This window comes from Streptococcus sp. HJ1 (assembly GCF_052399005.1).
Lineage (GTDB): Bacteria > Bacillota > Bacilli > Lactobacillales > Streptococcaceae > Streptococcus.
In genome coordinates, this window is sequence record NZ_CP199005.1 from 630,897 (window position 1) to 649,008 (window position 18,112).

Here is an 18,112-nt window from a genome sequence, read left to right on the forward strand (position 1 = left end):
CAAAAGCTAATTCAACGAATTTTATACTACTCGTTTTGTTGAAAAAGATTTTCTAAATGACATATTCTACCTTGTTTCTTCGAACTATTTATAGAACGAGTGACTGTTATTTAGTCTCTATACTGGGAGATTTTTGAAGATTATTTTTCTTTATTTTTTTAAAAAAAAATAGTAAAATAGGATTCATATTAGTAGAAAATGGAAAGTACATGTATTATTATCGAGTTGGTATTTCCGCTGAAGAACATGATGGCTTTGTTAGACGTAGTTCGTTAGTGAATCTATTGCAAAGTAGTGCTTGGGCAAGTGTAAAAAGTGAATGGGAAAATGAAAGAGTTGGATTTTATAGTGATAATAAAATAGTGGCGGTAGCTAGTTTACTTTATAGATCTTTACCCTTTGGTTTTACAATGTGCTATATTGCCAGAGGTCCAATTATGGATTATACGGACCAATCTTTGATGGATTTTGTATTTTCTTCACTTAAAACGATTGCAAAGAAAAAACGAGCACTTTTTATTAAAATCGATCCAGCACTTTGTTTGAGTAAAACTTATAATGACAATCAAGTTTATGATTGCTCAGAGAAAACTCTAGAAACGCTAAATTATTTGCAAAAACTAGGTTTTATTTGGTCTGGTCAGACAAGTGGAATGGTTGATACTATTCAGCCTCGTATACAGGCAAAAGTGTATAAAGAAAATTTTGATGAGAAGTACCTACCAAAATCGGCGAGACAAGCTATTCGAACTGCACAAAACAAAGGAATAAATACTCAGTTTGGTGGAATTGAATTATTAGAATTATTTTCTTTTCTAATGAAGAAGACGGAGGCAAGAAAAAGTATTCATTTGCGGAATGAAGCCTACTATCGAAATTTGCTATTGTCTTTTCCAGGCCATGCTTATATAACATTATCTACACTTGATTTGTCAAATCGATTGCATATTTTAAAAGAACAAAGAGATCAGAATCAAAAAATTCTAGAATCCTTATCAGATACTGTTAAGTCTTCGAAATATCAAAGTAGGCTACAAGAAAGCGAAAGGTTGAATGAAGAAATTCTATTTTTGGAGAAGCATATTTCTTCAGGTGTTCAAGTTGCTCCCTTATCAGCCACTTTGACTTTGGAATTTGGGCAGACATCTGTAAATTTATATGCAGGAATGGATGTAGAATTTAGACGTTATAATGCCCCAATTTTAACATGGTATCGAACACTACAACGTGCATTTGAAAGAGGTTCTCTCTGGCAAAATCTAGGAGGTATTGAACATACAAGAGATGGTGGACTTTATCGTTTTAAAGCTAATTTTAATCCAACTATTGAGGAATATTTAGGAGAGTTAACTCTGCCGATTCATCCTATGTATCCGTTAATAAATCTCCTATTTAATCTTCGAAAAAAATATCATAGAAAGTAAATGTATGACACTAACTGTACTTACTAAAGAAGACTTTCGCATTTATTCAGAATCAATTACCTCCCGCTCGTTTTTACAATCAATCCAGATGGGAGAATTGTTAGAGAAGCGAGGAGCAACGGTGACCTACCTTGCTCTAAAGCATACAGAGACCATTCAGGTTGCCGCATTGGTTTATAGTTTGCCAATGACAGGTGGACTGCACATGGAAATCAATTCTGGTCCAATTTATAGCGATTCAGCTTATCTAAAGGAATTTTACAAAGATCTCCAAGTGTATGCCAAACAACATGGGGCTCTGGAGTTGATTGTCAAACCTTACGATACTTTTCAAAGTTTTGATACTAATGGGAATCCAGTAACAGAGGAGCAACCAGAAATTATTCAGTGTCTGACGAATCTAGGATATTGTCATGATGGTTTACAGATTGGTTACCCAGGTGGGGAACCTGATTGGTTATATGTCAAGGACTTAGAAGGAATCACAGAGGAGAATTTAATTCGATCTTTTAGTAAAAAGGGAAAACCCTTGGTTAAGAAAGCTAGAAGCTTTGGCATTCAATTGAGACGATTAAAACGTGATGAATTATCTATTTTTAAAGATATTACTGCTACGACATCAAAAAGAAGAGAATACAGTGATAAAAGTTTAGAATATTACGAACATTTTTATGATGCATTTGGAGACCGGGCTGAATTTATGGTTGCGACTTTAAATTTTCAAGATTATCTTTCTCAACTGGAGAAGAATCAAGAAAATCTATCCAAAAAAATAGCAGATTTTGATGAGGCACTAAGAAAATCTCCTTATTCAGCTCAGAAGAAAAAAGAGCATAAAGAATTGCTACATCAATTTGAAACTTTTGAGGTTCGTAAAGCAGAAGCACATAAATTGATAGCCAAGTATGGGGAACAAAAGGTTGTATTGGCTGGTAGTCTTTTTATCTATATGCCTCAAGAGAGTACCTATCTTTTTAGTGGTTCTTATACAGAATTTAATAAGTTCTATGCACCAGCATTGCTTCAAGAGCATGTTATGTTAGAGAGTATAAAGCGTGGAATTCCTGTTTATAATTTCTTAGGGATTCAAGGAATATTTGATGGAAGTGATGGTGTTCTTCGCTTTAAGCAAAACTTTAATGGCTATATTGTAAGGAAGGCAGGAACTTTCCGTTATTATCCTTCTCCTCTCAAGTATAGAATTATTTGTCTGATAAAAAGGATGTTAGGCCGATAATTACGGCTACCCCAAAAAGTTAGTTGTTGTATAGCTTTTGGAGTGTAGTTCTGTACTTCTTTTTTCTGTGTTTTATTTGAGTCAAATGAATAAAAGGGGAAATTTAGGAAGTAGTATAGAAATTTTACTTATACAAAGAATATTAGGGTATCCTATAAATCTATAGCGACACCAACGAAACTTCTGTCATGCAGCCAGCAGGTTCCTATTATGGGATTCAGCCTCAGGATGTGACAGCTGTTCAAGAACTCTATTCCAGTAGCGACTAGATGAAGTCGGTGCAATCTGAAAAGAAATCAAAGCTCCTCCAACAAGTGATTGGTGGGGCTTTTTGTTCGTCCTGTTACGGCCTTTTTGCTATAATGGAACTATGAATAACTTGATCAAATCAAAACTAGAGCTCCTACCGACCAGCCCTGGTTGTTACATTCACAAGGATAAAAATGGCACCATTATCTATGTAGGAAAGGCTAAAAATCTGCGCAACCGTGTGCGCTCCTATTTCCGTGGAAGTCACGATACCAAGACTGAGGCTCTGGTATCTGAAATTGTGGATTTTGAATTTATCGTCACTGAGTCCAATATTGAGGCACTTCTCCTAGAAATCAACCTGATCAAGGAAAATCAGCCCAAGTACAATATCATGCTCAAGGATGATAAGTCCTATCCTTTCATCAAAATCACCAATGAGCGTTATCCTCGCTTGATTATCACCCGTCAGGTTAAAAAGGACGGTGGTCTCTACTTTGGTCCCTATCCAGATGTAGGGGCAGCAAATGAAATCAAGCGACTACTGGACCGAATTTTTCCTTTTCGCAAGTGTACTAATCCACCGTCTAAGGTCTGTTTTTACTACCATATCGGCCAGTGTATGGCCCATACTATCTGTAAAAAAGATGAGGCCTATTTCAAGTCCATGGCTCAGGAGGTTTCTGACTTCTTAAAAGGACAGGATGACAAAATCATCGATGATCTCAAGAGTAAAATGGCAGTAGCAGCACAAAGTATGGAGTTTGAACGTGCGGCGGAATACCGTGACCTGATTCAGGCCATTGGAACACTTCGGACCAAGCAACGGGTTATGGCAAAGGATCTCCAAAATCGGGATGTCTTTGGCTACTATGTGGACAAGGGCTGGATGTGTGTTCAGGTTTTCTTTGTCCGTCAGGGCAAGCTCATTGAGCGGGATGTCAATCTTTTCCCCTATTACAATGATCCGGATGAGGACTTCTTGACCTATGTGGGACAATTCTATCAAGAAAAATCCCACCTGGTTCCCAATGAAGTATTGATTCCGCAAGATATCGACGAAGAAGCTGTCAAGGCCTTGGTGGATACCAAGATTCTCAAACCCCAGCGTGGAGAGAAAAAACAACTGGTCAATCTAGCTATAAAAAATGCCCGTGTTAGTCTGGAGCAGAAGTTCAATCTGCTAGAAAAATCTGTTGAAAAGACCCAAGGAGCTATTGAAAATCTGGGACGCTTGCTTCAAATCCCGACCCCAGTCCGTATCGAGTCCTTCGATAACTCCAATATCATGGGAACCAGTCCTGTTTCAGCTATGGTGGTTTTTGTCAATGGCAAACCAAGTAAGAAGGATTACCGTAAGTACAAGATAAAAACGGTTGTCGGTCCAGATGATTATGCTAGTATGCGAGAGGTTATTCGCAGACGTTATGGTCGAGTACAACGAGAAGGTTTAACCCCGCCAGATTTGATTGTCATTGATGGGGGGCAAGGTCAGGTCAATATCGCCAAGCAAGTCATCCAAGAAGAGCTAGGATTGGACATTCCTATTGCTGGGCTTCAAAAAAATGATAAGCACCAAACCCATGAATTGCTCTTTGGAGATCCGCTGGAAGTGGTGGAGTTGTCACGAAACTCTCAGGAATTTTTCCTCCTCCAACGCATCCAAGATGAGGTCCACCGCTTTGCTATCACCTTCCACCGGCAACTGCGCTCCAAAAACTCCTTTTCATCACAATTGGATGGGATTGACGGTCTGGGACCTAAACGCAAGCAGAATCTCATGAAGCATTTTAAATCTCTCACTAAAATCAAGGAAGCCAGTGTGGATGAGATCGTCGAAGTTGGGGTACCAAGGGCAGTCGCAGAAGCTGTGCAGAGAAAGTTGAACCCTCAGGAAGAAGTGGAATTGGCTCAAGTAGCGGAAGAGAGAGTAGATTACCAAACGGAAGGAAATTATCATGAACCATAAAATCGCAATTTTATCAGATATTCATGGCAATGCAACGGCCTTAGAAGCAGTGATTGCAGATGCTAAAGCTCAGGAAGTCAGTGAATATTGGCTTCTGGGAGATATTTTTCTTCCTGGTCCAGGTGCAAATGACTTGGTCGCTCTGCTAAAAGACCTTCCTATCACAGCAAGTGTTCGAGGCAATTGGGATGATTGTGTCCTTGAGGCTTTAGATGGGCAATATGGCTTGGAAGACCCACAGGAAGTCCAGCTCTTGCGTATGACGCAGTATTTGATGGAGCGAATGGATCCTGAAACGATTGTCTGGCTACAAAACTTACCTATGCTAGAAAAGAAAGAAATTGACGGACTGCGCTTTTCTCTTTCTCATAATTTGCCAAATAAGAACTATGGTGGTGACTTGTCTGTTGGGAATAACACAGATAAATTTGACCAACTCCTAAACGAGGAAACGGACGTGGCAGTTTATGGTCATGTCCACAAGCAGTTGCTTCGTTACGGTAGTCAAGGGCAACAAATCATCAATCCAGGTACGATTGGCATGCCCTATTTTGATTGGGAGGCGTTAAAAAATCACCGTGCCCAGTATGCCGTGATAGAAGTGGAAGATGGGGAATTGGTAAATATTCTATTCCGAAAAGTTGCTTATGACTATGAAGCAGAGTTAGAATTGGCCAAGTCCAAGGGTCTTCCTTTTATCGAAATGTATGAAGAACTACGTCGAGATGACAACTATCGGGGGCACAATCTAGAACTCTTAGCTAGTTTAATTGAAAAGCATGGGTATGTAGAGGATGTGAAGGATTTCTTGGAGGCTATAAAGTCAGAATACAAGATAGACTAGTTTCTTTAAACCCCTGAAAATTAGTTGGAACTGGGTGAGGGGAAACCTGATTTTAATGATAAGTTTAAATCCATGGCTTCATCCTTGTTCCAATTTCTTTCTATGAAAAATCTCTGCAAGCTCTTTCAAAATATGGTAGAATGGATGCAGTAGAATTAGAAAAGGAAATCGATTATGAAATTTCTTGAATTAAATAAAAAACGTCATGCGACTAAGCATTTTACTGATAAACCGGTAGATCCCAAAGATGTGCGTACGGCTATCGAAATCGCAACCTTGGCCCCAAGTGCCCATAACAGCCAGCCATGGAAGTTTGTGGTGGTTCGTGAGAAAAATGCTGAATTGGCAAAATTAGCTTATGGTTCGAACTTTGAGCAGGTATCATCAGCGCCAGTGACCATTGCCTTGTTTACAGATACAGATCTTGCCAAACGTGCCCGCAAGATTGCCCGAGTTGGTGGTGCAAAGAATTTCTCAGAAGAGCAACTTCAATATTTCATGAAGAATTTGCCTGCCGAGTTTGCGCGTTACAGTGAACAACAAGTCAGCGACTACCTAGCACTCAATGCAGGTTTGGTTGCCATGAATTTGGTTCTTGCTCTGACAGACCAAGGAATCGGTTCTAACATTATTCTTGGATTTGACAAATCAAAAGCCAACGAAATCTTGGAAATTGAAGAACGCTTCCGTCCTGAGCTTTTGATTACTGTAGGTTACACAGACGAGAAATTAGAACCAAGCTACCGCTTGCCAGTGGATGAAATCATCGAGAAAAGATAGAAGGAAGAAAAAATGACAGCAATTGATTTTACAGCAGAAGTAGAAAAACGCAAAGAAGACCTCTTGGCTGACTTGTTTAGCCTTTTGGAAATCAACTCAGAACGTGATGACAGCAAGGCGAATGCTGATCATCCATTTGGACCTGGTCCAGTAAAAGCCTTGGAAAAATTCCTTGAAATCGCAGACCGCGATGGCTATACAACTAAAAATGTTGATAACTACGCAGGACATTTTGAGTTTGGTGAAGGAGAAGAAGTTCTCGGAATCTTTGCTCACATGGACGTGGTGCCAGCTGGTAGCGGTTGGGACACGGACCCTTATACACCAACTATCAAAGACGGTCGCCTTTATGCGCGTGGGGCTTCAGATGACAAGGGACCTACAACAGCTTGTTACTATGGCTTGAAAATCATCAAAGAATTGGGTCTTCCAACTTCTAAGAAAGTTCGCTTTATTGTTGGAACAGACGAAGAATCAGGCTGGGCAGACATGGACTACTATTTTGAACATGTAGGACTTGCGAAACCAGACTTCGGTTTCTCTCCAGACGCTGAATTCCCTATCATCAATGGTGAAAAAGGGAACATTACCGAATACCTCCACTTTGCAGGTGAAAATACAGGTGCAGCCCGTCTTCACAGTTTCACAGGAGGATTGCGTGAAAACATGGTACCTGAATCAGCGACAGCAGTCGTTTCAGGGGACCTGGCTGACTTGCAAGCGAAACTAGATGCCTTCGTTGCAGAACACAAACTCAGAGGAGAAATCCAAGAAGAAGCTGGCAAATACAAGATTACCATCATCGGTAAATCAGCCCACGGTGCTATGCCTGCATCAGGTGTCAATGGTGCGACCTACCTTGCCCTTTTCCTCAGCCAATTTGACTTTGCGGGACCTGCAAAAGATTTCCTTGACATTGCTGGTAAGATTCTCTTGAATGACCATGAAGGTAAAAATTTGAAGGTTGCTCATGTGGATGAAAAGATGGGTGCCCTTTCTATGAATGCCGGTGTCTTCCGCTTCGACGAGGCAAGTGCTGACAATACGATTGCCCTTAACTTCCGTTATCCAAAAGGAACAAGCCCAGAGCAAATCAAGTCAGTTCTTGAAAACTTGCCAGTTGCTTCTGTTAGCTTGTCAGAACACGGTCACACCCCTCACTATGTGCCAATGGAAGATCCACTTGTGCAAACCTTGTTGAATGTCTATGAAAAACAAACTGGACTTCAAGGTCATGAGCAAGTCATCGGTGGTGGAACCTTTGGTCGTTTGCTAGAACGTGGTGTTGCCTACGGTGCTATGTTCCCAGATTCTATCGATACCATGCACCAAGCCAATGAATTTATCGCCTTAGATGATCTCTTCCGAGCAGCAGCAATCTATGCTGAAGCTATCTATGAATTGATTAAATAAGCCTTTAGAAGTCTGAGATTTTATGCTTGGACTTCTTTTTGGAGGGAAAACAGATGTCTCAAATCGAAAAGATCAAACAAGCCATCATGGCAGATTCGCAAAACAAAAGCTATACAGATCAGGGGATAGAGCCCCTCTTTGCAGCGCCAACAACTGCTCGTATCAATATTGTCGGTCAAGCGCCTGGTCTCAAAACTCAGGAGGCAGGTCTTTACTGGAAGGATAAAAGCGGGGATCGCTTGCGGGACTGGCTCGGCGTTGATGAGGATACTTTTTACAATTCAGGTTATTTTGCGGTGTTACCCATGGACTTCTATTTTCCAGGACATGGAAAGTCTGGTGACTTACCGCCTAGACCTGGTTTTGCAGAAAAGTGGCATCCCCAACTCTTGCAAGAATTACCTGATATCCAATTAACTCTTTTAATCGGACAGTATGCCCAAGCCTATTATTTAAATGAAAAGGTCAGTGGCAAGGTAACTGAGAGAGTTCGACGCCATCAGGATTATCTGCCAGAATTTTTCCCTCTTGTGCATCCATCACCACGAAACCAAATCTGGATGGCCAAAAATCCTTGGTTTGAGTCAGAAGTGGTGCCAGATTTGAAAGCATTGGTACAAAAGATTATTCATCAATAAAGGAGAAAAACTATGGATGCTTATCAACAAGTAGCTAATACCTTGCAAGAGTTGGGAATCACCTTTGATGTGGTGGAGCACCCACCTGTATTTACGACAGAGCAGGCAGATAGCTATATTGAAGGAAGGGAAGGAGTCCGGACTAAGTCCATGTTTTTGACCAATAGGAAGAAAACTCAGTACTATCTGCTCATAATGGATGACAAGAAACGATTGGATATGGATGACTTTAAAGTTCAAGTGGGAGCCGATCGGATTCGAATGGCCTCATTGGACTCCTTGGCTGAGAAAATGACCCTACCAGCAGGAACGGTATCACCTTTTGGTTTGTTAAATAATGAAGAAAAAGACATTCTAGTTTATTTTGATAAGGACATTGTATCGGAGGATATCATGACTTTCCATCCCAATACTAATGAAAAGACCATCTTTATCAAAAGCAAAGACTTGTTCCGATTTTTAGAGTCGATTGGATTTACCTATAAGTTTTTAACTTTGCGTTAAAGGCATCAAAAAAAGAAATGATGAAAGAAATTGTTTTTGACAAATTTTACCAACTTTACCAAAACGACCAACTTTCTCTAGTGGACGTGAGAGAAGCAGAAGAGTTCGAGACGCTTCATTTAGAAGGTGCTCGTAATTTCCCTCTCGGTCAACTTGCTGATACTTATGATCAGCTGGACAAGGACCTCTTGCATTATGTCATTTGTAAATCAGGGATGAGATCAGCTCGTGCTTGCCAGTTCTTAGAGGAGCATGGATGCAAGGTTATCAATGTCCAAGGTGGAATGACGGCCTTTGAAAATCTTTAAACCAATATGGCGATAAATCCTAATCTTCCCTTGCTTGGTTTTAACTGAGTGAGGGATTTTATTTTTAGACTATTCTTATTTTTTAAAATATTGAAAACATTCAATGATTAATTTTAGATACTTTTTTCAAAGTTTTAATCATGGTATACTAGGTCAGTATTTTAGAAATATTAAGGAGATTTTTATGGCTAAAAAAGGTGCCCTAACAGGTTTGCTCCTGTTTGGAATATTTTTTGGTGCGGGGAACTTGATTTTTCCACCTTCTCTAGGTGCCCTATCTGGAGAACAGTTTCTTCCTGCCATCGCAGGTTTTGTCTTTTCAGGTGTCGGTATTGCCGTCTTGACACTTATCATCGGAACACTCAATCCTAAAGGATACATTTATGAGATTTCTAAGAAAATCTCACCTTGGTTTGCGACTCTTTATCTTGCAGTCCTCTATCTATCGATTGGCCCATTCTTTGCCATTCCACGTACAGCAACAACAGCTTATGAGGTCGGCATCAGCCCCCTCTTATCTGAAGCAAATAAAGGACTTGGATTGATTATCTTTACCGTGTTATATTTTGCAGCGGCCTATCTGATTTCGCTCAATCCTTCAAAGATTTTGGATCGTATCGGACGAATCTTGACGCCAGTCTTTGCTTTGCTTATCGTTATCTTAGTAGTACTTGGTGCTTTTAAATATGGTGGAACAAGTCCTCAAGTAGCTTCAGAAGCCTATCAAGCATCTGCTTTCGGAACAGGATTCTTAGAGGGGTATAACACCTTGGATGCCCTTGCCTCAGTTGCCTTCAGTGTCATCGCTGTTCAAACCTTGAAACAACTTGGATTTTCAAGTAAGAAAGAATACATCTCAACTATTTGGGTTGTTGGTATCGTTGTAGCTCTTGCCTTTAGCGCTCTTTACATTGGTTTAGGATTCCTTGGAAATCACTTCCCAGTACCAGCTGAAGTGATGAAGGGTGGAACACCAGGTGTTTATATCTTGTCGCAAGCAACTCAGGAAATCTTTGGTTCAACAGCTCAACTCTTCCTTGCTGTTATGGTAACTGTAACCTGCTTCACAACGACAGTTGGATTGATTGTGTCGACAGCAGAGTTCTTTAACGGACGTTTCCCACAAATCAGCTACAAGGTCTATGCAACAGCCTTTACCTTGATTGGATTTGCCATTGCAAATCTTGGTCTTGATGCGATTATCAAGTACTCCATTCCAGTACTGGTTATCTTGTATCCAATCACCATTGCCATTGTGATGATTGTGATTGTTAATAAGTTTGTACCCCTATCAAAACCGGGTATGCAACTAACAATGGGAGTTGTCACAGCAATCGCTCTTGCAAGTGTTCTTGGAAGCTCTTTTAAAATTGAGTTTCTAGAAAATCTTGTGAATGCTTTGCCTTTTGCTAAGGCATCCCTCCCATGGTTGGTACCTGCTATCATTGGAATCTTGCTTTCGCTGGTTCTACCAAACAAACAAGAGAGTGATGTTTTTGAGATGGAATAAAAAAATTCTTGGTCAACGACCAAGAATTTTTTGTATAAGCACGACTCGTTAGTTGGTTTGTTCAGTATAACCAGCCTCTTTAAGCATTTTTCTAGTTTTTAGGAAACTTACACGGCTTCCAGAGCCAGAAACTTCATTTGGCATTGCTTTTTTCATCTCTTCGAGATTCACAACAGTCATGTCAACCTCCATGCTATGGATGACTTTTCCATCTTTGAATTCGATATTTTGTGTAATACCTTTAAGTCCTTCCTCCTTTTTATAAGTTTTCACGATAAGTTCTTTAATCTCTTCTGCTGACTTGTCCAGTATTTCAGGATCAAAAACATTATAGACTTCTTGTTTTACAACATCATCCCCCTTAACAGTGTATGTCAAGGTAGAAGTTCTTCCGGGATTACTATTGTGAACAAAAATGTAGTTTTTTGTCTCATCTTTCTTCTCAGATGATTGTTGACTGCTTTGTTTGGTCTCGCTTGACTGAGTTGTTTTGTCTTCTTTGCTACTGCTGCTAGCAGGTGTTGATGCTTGTTTGGAACATCCGAGTAGGAGGACAAGTGAAGCCACAAGGGCTAGTGAAGTTTTAACATAAGTTTTCATAGAATTTTCTTTCATAATCAAAGTATTTTGTATTATAACATGATTCTACTACAAAATCAACTAGACCTCCCCTCTCATCTGATTTGACATGACAATGAACAGAAACTAGTCTGACGATTAAAGTTTTGTCTCTATCTGTTTCAAAAATTTTTTATCGTATGGATTGAAAAGTGGGAAGTTTTAAATGCACTTTTTATGGGATTTGGAGGAATCTATCGGACTCATCAGTTAGGAATATAGTAAAATACCCCAAGAGTCAGAGTTGTGTCTAACTTTTGGGGTGGACCTACACTAGTCTATATGAAATTTTGGGAGATTAGTTCGTCTTTTCTGTGAATCCCATTTTTTCCAGTGCTTTTTTAGAATTTGAGAAACTGACACGATTACCGATACCAGAATATTCTTCAGGAAGTGCTTTTCTAAGTTCGCTAATGCTTGCAACTGAGAAATCAACTTCTAGATCTTGAACAACTTTACCATCTTTGATTTCAATCGTTTGTTTAACACCTTTGAGTCCATTATAACCTTTGTACTTTTCTTCGATAAAACTCTTGACATCTTCTGGAGTTGCACCAAGGATTTCAGGATCAGCAATGTTATTAGCTGATTGCTTGATAACATTGTCCCCTTCTACAGTATAAATCAAGGTAGAAGTGATTCCAGAATTGCTTTTGTTTACAAAGGTATGTGTTTTAGTTGTTTCTTTCTTTTCAGATGATTGTTGACTGCTTTGTTTAGTCTCGTTTGACTGAGTTGTTGTGTCTTCTTTGGTACTGCTGCTAGCAGTAGTTGATGCTTGTTTGGAACATCCGAGCAGGAGGACAAGTGAAGCCACAAGGGCTAGTGATACTTTAAAGTATGATTTCATATCTATTACTTTCCTTTCATAATCAAAGTATTCGTATTATAACATGGATCGATAGTGAAAGCAACTAAACACAGTTTTTCTCCTTTTGATAAGGAGTCTGACTAGAAAAATGTTATAATGGTAGGAAAGAGGTGAAGAAATGAATCAGACTATAAACTATATCAAAGAACTAACCGCTATTGCATCCCCAACGGGTTTTACTCGTGAGATTTCAGACTACCTAGTCCATACTTTAGAAGAGCTTGGTTACAAGCTTGTTCGCACATCTAAGGGTGGTGTCAATGTAACAATCAAAGGTCAAAATGACGAACAACATCGCTATGTAACTGCCCATGTAGACACACTTGGAGCCATTGTGCGTGCAGTCAAGCCAGATGGTCGTCTCAAATTGGACCGTATCGGTGGTTTTCCTTGGAACATGATTGAAGGTGAGAATTGTACCGTTCATGTGGCTAGTACAGGTAAAACGGTATCTGGAACGATCCTCATCCACCAGACATCTTGCCATGTCTACAAAGATGCAGGAACTGCTGAACGCACTCAGGACAATATGGAAGTGCGTTTGGACGCAAAAGTAACCAATGAAAAAGAAACGCGCGCCTTGGGCATCGAGGTCGGTGATTTTATCAGCTTTGACCCACGAACTATCGTGACAGAGACTGGTTTTATCAAGTCACGTCACTTGGACGACAAAGTCAGCGCAGCGATTTTGCTCAATCTTCTTCGTATTTACAAGGAAGAGGGGATTGCATTGCCAGTAACAACTCATTTTGCTTTTTCAGTCTTTGAAGAAGTGGGTCACGGTGCAAACTCCAATATTCCAAGTCAGGTAGTAGAATATCTGGCTGTAGATATGGGAGCTATGGGCGATGACCAGCAGACGGATGAGTATACAGTGTCTATCTGTGTCAAGGACGCTTCAGGTCCCTATCACTACGACTTCCGTCAACATTTAGTGGCTTTGGCAAAGGAGCAAGATATTCCATTTAAGCTCGACATTTATCCATTTTACGGCTCGGATGCTTCCGCAGCTATGTCAGCAGGAGCCGAGGTCAAGCATGCCCTCCTTGGAGCTGGTATCGAGTCCAGTCACTCTTACGAACGAACACACATTGATTCAGTAGTGGCGACTGAGCGTATGGTAGACGCCTATCTCAAGAGTGCATTGGTGGACTAATATGTGCTTGATTTGTCAAAGAATTGAATGGATCAAGGCAGGGGAAAATCCCTACTTTGTAAAAGAACTAGAAACAGGCTATGTTGTTATTGGAGACCACCAATACTTTAAGGGCTATACCTTATTTCTGGCAAAAGAGCATGTTACAGAACTCCACCATATGGAGACTTCTGTAAAACTTCGTTTTCTAGAGGAAATGAGTTTGGTCCAAGAAGCTGTTGCCAAAACGTTTAAAGCTGAAAAGATGAACATTGAACTTCTAGGAAATGGAGATGCCCACGCTCATTGGCATCTTTTTCCGAGAAGAACAGGTGATATGAAAGGTTATGGTCTTAATGGTCGTGGTCCAGTCTGGTGGGTGCCATGGGAAGAAATGGCGGCAGAAGATTGCCAAGTGAAATCCCATGAGTTGGAACAAATGATTAAAGCCTTATCCGATGAATTAGAGAAGCACTTGGTCTAAGAGAGGAAGAAAAAATGAAAAAAAGATACATTGTTTTATCTGGTTTGCTGGCAGTAACCCTAGCAGCATGTTCTCAAGAAAAACCTAAAAATGAAGAAAACACTCAAAAAACGGAACAAACTAGTCAACCTGAAGGAACTGTAGGGAGCAAATCCCAAGCTTCTAGTCAGAAGAAGGCAGAAGTTGTGAATAAAGGAGACTACTATAGTATTCAAGGGAAATACGATGAAATCGTCATAGCTAATAAGCACTATCCTTTGTCAAAAGACTATAACCCAGGAGAAAATCCAACAGCTAAAGCAGAGTTGCTGAAGCTCATTGTAGCAATGCAAGCAGCTGGCTACCCAATCAGCGATCACTACAGTGGTTTTAGAAGTTATGAAACTCAAACCAAACTTTATCAAGACTATGTCAATCAAGATGGCAAGGAAGCAGCAGATCGCTACTCAGCACGCCCAGGTTACAGTGAACACCAGACGGGCCTTGCTTTTGACCTTATTGGGACAGATGGTGATTTAGTTACTGAAGAAAAGGCAGCCCAGTGGCTCTTGGATCATGCGGCTGACTATGGCTTTGTCGTTCGCTATCTCAAAGGCAAGGAAAAAGAGACTGGCTACATGGCAGAAGAATGGCATCTCCGCTACGTTGGAAAAGAAGCCAAAGAAATTGCTGCAAGTGGCCTCAGTTTGGAAGAGTACTATGGCTTTGAAGGCGGCGATTACGTCGATTAAAAAAGTAATTTTTCTCTTGCATTTTTAGATAAATAGTGTATAATGGAAAGGTATGTGTAAAGCATACTTGTGGGAGGTAAAAATCTCTAATTACCGCCAAAACCACAAAGGAGGATTTAAAAATGGCTAAAAAAGTCGAAAAACTTGTAAAATTGCAAATCCCTGCTGGTAAAGCTACACCAGCTCCACCAGTTGGACCTGCTCTTGGTCAAGCTGGTATCAACATCATGGGATTCACAAAAGAGTTCAACGCTCGTACAGCTGACCAAGCTGGTATGATCATTCCAGTTGTTATCTCAGTATACGAAGACAAATCATTTACTTTCGTTACAAAAACACCACCAGCTGCTGTTCTTTTGAAAAAAGCTGCAGGTGTTGAAAAAGGATCAGGTACACCTAACAAAACTAAAGTTGCTACAGTTACTCGTGCACAAGTACAAGAAATTGCAGAAACTAAGATGCCAGATTTGAACGCAGCAAACATTGAGTCTGCAATGCGTATGATCGAAGGTACTGCTCGTTCTATGGGATTCACTGTTGTTGACTAATCAATAACACAGTAGAAAATCTCACAGCAGTCTATTAGTTGATTTTCATACTAGGCAAGTGACTGATGCTTGTACTTGAGTACGGCAAAGGAACTTAATGAAGTGGAAAAAGAAAATTAATAGACTGAATACCCGCAAGACTTCATCATTTCGAGAAGTGACGTGGGAGATGAAAATCGATTGAACCACTTACAAGGAGAATAGAAAATGGCTAAAAAAAGCAAACAACTTCGTGCTGCTCTTGAGAAAATCGACAGCACAAAAGCATACAGTGTAGAAGAAGCTGTAGCACTTGCAAAAGAAACTAACTTTGCAAAATTTGACGCAACTGTAGAAGTTGCTTACAACTTGAACATCGACGTTAAAAAAGCTGACCAACAAATCCGTGGAGCAATGGTATTGCCAAACGGTACTGGTAAAACTTCACGCGTTCTTGTTTTCGCACGTGGTGCAAAAGCTGAAGAAGCAAAAGCTGCTGGTGCAGACTTTGTTGGTGAAGATGACCTTGTTGCGAAGATCAACGACGGTTGGTTGGATTTCGACGTAGTTATCGCTACACCTGACATGATGGCTCTTGTTGGACGTCTTGGACGTGTCCTTGGACCACGTAACTTGATGCCAAACCCTAAAACTGGTACTGTAACAATGGATGTTGCTAAAGCAGTTGAAGAGTCTAAAGGTGGTAAAATCACTTACCGTGCTGACCGTGCGGGTAACGTTCAAGCAATCATCGGTAAAGTATCATTTGAAGCTGAAAAATTGGTTGAAAACTTCAAAGCTTTCAACGAAACAATCCAAAAAGCAAAACCAGCTACAGCTAAAGGAACTTACGTAACTAACTTGACAATCACAACTACTCAAGGTGTTGGTATCAAGGTTGACGTAAACTCACTTTAATTAACAGATTTTTAAAAACGAGTACGAATGTGCTCGTTTTTTAGGTACAACGGGCATTCCGTTCATCTGAGGTGTAAGTCCTCTGTGGGTACCATATACTAGTAAACCCAAAAGTGATTCCCAAGCCTGACTATTGTGAGTAGCTGATCGAACGGCATTAGGATAGACTGTTTAAGTCTGACGTTGGAAACAAGAATCGGCAGAGAAAGAGATAGAGAAATCTTGGCTATACGAATAGGCACGTGATAGTAAAGCGTATATAGTGGATAAGGAGGCCAGCAACTCTAAAGTACAAATATGTAGTCGTAACCTATATGCGTAAACTACGTGAGCAATTGAATTCGAACTAGAGAGGTGATTAATAGATTTATGCTATAGTCATGGCAGTTTGTATACTTTTGATTCTAGTTTATCAAATAATAGATTAGAATTGTCAGATAATATAATTTTATGTTATAATGAAGAAAAAATAGAGGTGTTCAAATGTCAGAAGCAGGTCATAAGTTTTTAGCAAAACTGGGAAAAAAACGCTTACGTCCAGGTGGAAAACGTGCTACAGATTGGTTAATTGCGGAAGGAGGATTTTCAAAAGAAAAGAGAATACTAGAAGTTGCGTGCAATAGGGGAACTACAGCAATTGAGTTGGCACAGCGTTTTGGTTGTAAGATAACTGCTGTTGATATGGATGGACAAGCCTTAGAAGTGGCTAAAAAATCTGCTGAAACGGCAGGTGTTGGTCATTTGATCAGATTTGAAAGAGCAAACGCAATGAAACTTCCTTATGAAGATGCTAGTTTTGATATTGTTATAAATGAAGCTATGCTGACTATGCAAGCCGATCAAGCTAAGAAAAAATGTGTAATGGAGTATCTAAGGGTTTTAAAACCTGAAGGTCTTCTTTTGACACATGATGTGCTTCTTAAGGAAGCTAAAGAGTCTGTCAGACAGGAATTGTCACAAGCAATTCATGTAAATGTAGGTCCTTTAACTCAAGATGGTTGGGAACAGGTGATGATAGAATCAGGTTATCGTGATGTGAAAATATTGACTGGTGAAATGACATTAATGAAATTATCAGGTATGATTTATGACGAAGGTTGGCTAGGAACTTTGAAAATTTGCGTAAATGCTTGTAAAAAGGAGAATAGAAAGCAGTTTTTAACTATGTATAAAATGTTTGCTAAGAATAAACAGAAATTGGGCTTTATTGCTATGGCTAGTTATAAATCGTCAAATCGTTAGATAATTATTGAAGTTAACTTTTCCTTTTTTCTTTCTTAAAAAATATGCTATAATAGAGAGTAAAAAACTTTGAAAGAAAGAAAAAGATGAATTTAAAAGATTATATCGCAACGATTGAAAATTATCCTAAGGAAGGTATTACCTTCCGTGATATCAGCCCTTTGATGGCAGATGGAAATGCTTATAGCTACGCTGTTCGTGAAATTGTTCAGTATGCAACCGATAAGAAGATCGACATGATCGTGGGCCCAGAGGCTCGCGGCTTTATCGTGGGCTGTCCTGTTGCTTTTGAGTTGGGAATTGGCTTTGCTCCTGTTCGTAAACCAGGGAAATTGCCACGTGAAGTCATTTCTGCTGACTATGAGAAAGAGTACGGTATTGATACCTTGACCATGCATGCTGATGCGATCAAGCCAGGCCAACGTGTTCTCATCGTAGATGATCTCTTGGCAACAGGTGGAACTGTCAAGGCAACGATTGAGATGATTGAAAGGCTTGGTGGAGTTGTAGCCGGTTGTGCTTTCTTGATTGAGTTGGATGAGCTTAAAGGCCGTGAAAAAATCGGAGACTACGATTACAAGGTACTTATGCATTATTAATGAAAAACAGTCCTTGGGGCTGTTTTCTCTTCATCTGCTATATAAATTAACTATAGCTAGTTAGAGAAAAACTATAATTGAAAACTATATCTTCATACAGTATAATAAAAG

Annotated in this window: 19 protein-coding genes and 1 pseudogene; 18 read left to right on the forward strand and 2 right to left on the reverse strand. The window is 39.9% G+C overall.

Translation table 11 applies throughout. From position 1 onward, the window contains the following. Nucleotides 1-209: 209 nt before the first annotated feature. The 11 genes and pseudogenes from ACT17O_RS03085 to brnQ all read left to right on the forward strand — a co-directional run bounded on the left by ACT17O_RS03085 (nucleotide 210) and on the right by brnQ (nucleotide 10,876). Complete coding sequence (locus tag ACT17O_RS03085; protein WP_139658854.1) at nucleotides 210-1,424, forward strand: aminoacyltransferase; 1,215 nt, start codon at nucleotides 210-212, stop codon at nucleotides 1,422-1,424. 4 nt (nucleotides 1,425-1,428) lie between these two features. Further along, nucleotides 1,429-2,661 (forward strand): aminoacyltransferase, encoded by a 1,233-nt coding sequence (locus tag ACT17O_RS03090; protein ID WP_139658853.1) that lies wholly within the window; start codon nucleotides 1,429-1,431, stop codon nucleotides 2,659-2,661. A 170-nt stretch (nucleotides 2,662-2,831) separates the two neighbouring features. Further along, a pseudogene (locus ACT17O_RS03095) lies at nucleotides 2,832-2,930 on the forward strand (M57 family metalloprotease); the annotation flags it as partial. A 101-nt stretch (nucleotides 2,931-3,031) separates the two neighbouring features. After that, nucleotides 3,032-4,879: an excinuclease ABC subunit UvrC gene (gene uvrC, locus ACT17O_RS03100; protein ID WP_444817726.1), complete on the forward strand. Its 1,848-nt coding sequence runs from the start codon at nucleotides 3,032-3,034 to the stop codon at nucleotides 4,877-4,879. Further along, a complete protein-coding gene (locus ACT17O_RS03105; protein WP_444817727.1) occupies nucleotides 4,869-5,723 on the forward strand; it encodes a metallophosphoesterase family protein in 855 nt (284 codons plus the stop codon). Before uvrC ends, ACT17O_RS03105 begins: the two co-directional genes overlap by 11 nt. Nucleotides 5,724-5,897: 174 nt before the next feature. Next, a complete protein-coding gene (locus tag ACT17O_RS03110; RefSeq protein WP_444817728.1) occupies nucleotides 5,898-6,503 on the forward strand; it encodes a nitroreductase family protein in 606 nt (201 codons plus the stop codon). Between the two features lie 12 nt (nucleotides 6,504-6,515). Continuing rightward, a complete protein-coding gene (gene pepV / locus ACT17O_RS03115; protein ID WP_444817729.1) occupies nucleotides 6,516-7,916 on the forward strand; it encodes a dipeptidase PepV in 1,401 nt (466 codons plus the stop codon). 53 nt (nucleotides 7,917-7,969) lie between these two features. Then, nucleotides 7,970-8,554 carry a uracil-DNA glycosylase family protein gene (locus ACT17O_RS03120; protein WP_444817730.1) on the forward strand — a complete coding sequence of 195 codons (585 nt, stop codon included), beginning with the start codon at nucleotides 7,970-7,972 and terminating at the stop codon, nucleotides 8,552-8,554. 12 nt (nucleotides 8,555-8,566) lie between these two features. Beyond that, the gene (locus tag ACT17O_RS03125; RefSeq protein WP_444817731.1) at nucleotides 8,567-9,058 is read left to right on the forward strand and encodes a prolyl-tRNA synthetase associated domain-containing protein; all 492 of its coding nucleotides are present in this window, start codon (nucleotides 8,567-8,569) and stop codon (nucleotides 9,056-9,058) included. A 20-nt stretch (nucleotides 9,059-9,078) separates the two neighbouring features. Continuing rightward, entirely contained in the window at nucleotides 9,079-9,366 is a 288-nt protein-coding gene (locus ACT17O_RS03130; protein ID WP_444817732.1) for a rhodanese-like domain-containing protein, read from the forward strand. A gap of 184 nt (nucleotides 9,367-9,550) precedes the next feature. Then, the gene (gene brnQ, locus ACT17O_RS03135) at nucleotides 9,551-10,876 is read left to right on the forward strand and encodes a branched-chain amino acid transport system II carrier protein (RefSeq protein ID WP_444817733.1); all 1,326 of its coding nucleotides are present in this window, start codon (nucleotides 9,551-9,553) and stop codon (nucleotides 10,874-10,876) included. A gap of 48 nt (nucleotides 10,877-10,924) precedes the next feature. On the opposite strand, the gene ACT17O_RS03140 is transcribed toward brnQ, so the two are convergent. Next, the gene (locus ACT17O_RS03140; protein ID WP_049477957.1) at nucleotides 10,925-11,476 is read right to left on the reverse strand and encodes a DUF1307 domain-containing protein; all 552 of its coding nucleotides are present in this window, start codon (nucleotides 11,474-11,476) and stop codon (nucleotides 10,925-10,927) included. Nucleotides 11,477-11,792: 316 nt separating this feature from the next. Beyond that, nucleotides 11,793-12,344: a DUF1307 domain-containing protein gene (locus ACT17O_RS03145; protein WP_000844333.1), complete on the reverse strand. Its 552-nt coding sequence runs from the start codon at nucleotides 12,342-12,344 to the stop codon at nucleotides 11,793-11,795. 139 nt (nucleotides 12,345-12,483) lie between these two features. On the opposite strand from ACT17O_RS03145, the gene ACT17O_RS03150 reads away from it, so the two are divergent. From ACT17O_RS03150 to ACT17O_RS03180, 7 genes are all read left to right on the forward strand, one after another. Further along, on the forward strand, nucleotides 12,484-13,521 hold the full coding sequence (locus tag ACT17O_RS03150; protein ID WP_001076926.1) for a M42 family metallopeptidase: 1,038 nt from the start codon (nucleotides 12,484-12,486) through the stop codon (nucleotides 13,519-13,521). Nucleotide 13,522: 1 nt separating this feature from the next. Next, nucleotides 13,523-13,984 (forward strand): HIT family protein, encoded by a 462-nt coding sequence (locus ACT17O_RS03155; protein WP_000335633.1) that lies wholly within the window; start codon nucleotides 13,523-13,525, stop codon nucleotides 13,982-13,984. Between the two features lie 14 nt (nucleotides 13,985-13,998). Beyond that, nucleotides 13,999-14,715: an LD-carboxypeptidase LdcB/DacB gene (gene ldcB / locus ACT17O_RS03160; RefSeq protein WP_444817734.1), complete on the forward strand. Its 717-nt coding sequence runs from the start codon at nucleotides 13,999-14,001 to the stop codon at nucleotides 14,713-14,715. Nucleotides 14,716-14,837: 122 nt separating this feature from the next. After that, a complete protein-coding gene (rplK, locus tag ACT17O_RS03165; RefSeq protein ID WP_001085808.1) occupies nucleotides 14,838-15,263 on the forward strand; it encodes a 50S ribosomal protein L11 in 426 nt (141 codons plus the stop codon). A gap of 207 nt (nucleotides 15,264-15,470) precedes the next feature. Then, complete coding sequence (gene rplA, locus ACT17O_RS03170) at nucleotides 15,471-16,160, forward strand: 50S ribosomal protein L1 (protein ID WP_001085675.1); 690 nt, start codon at nucleotides 15,471-15,473, stop codon at nucleotides 16,158-16,160. Between the two features lie 483 nt (nucleotides 16,161-16,643). Continuing rightward, complete coding sequence (locus tag ACT17O_RS03175; RefSeq protein WP_001287236.1) at nucleotides 16,644-17,402, forward strand: class I SAM-dependent methyltransferase; 759 nt, start codon at nucleotides 16,644-16,646, stop codon at nucleotides 17,400-17,402. A gap of 86 nt (nucleotides 17,403-17,488) precedes the next feature. Continuing rightward, nucleotides 17,489-18,001 carry an adenine phosphoribosyltransferase gene (locus tag ACT17O_RS03180; protein ID WP_001049316.1) on the forward strand — a complete coding sequence of 171 codons (513 nt, stop codon included), beginning with the start codon at nucleotides 17,489-17,491 and terminating at the stop codon, nucleotides 17,999-18,001. Nucleotides 18,002-18,112 lie beyond the last annotated feature (111 nt).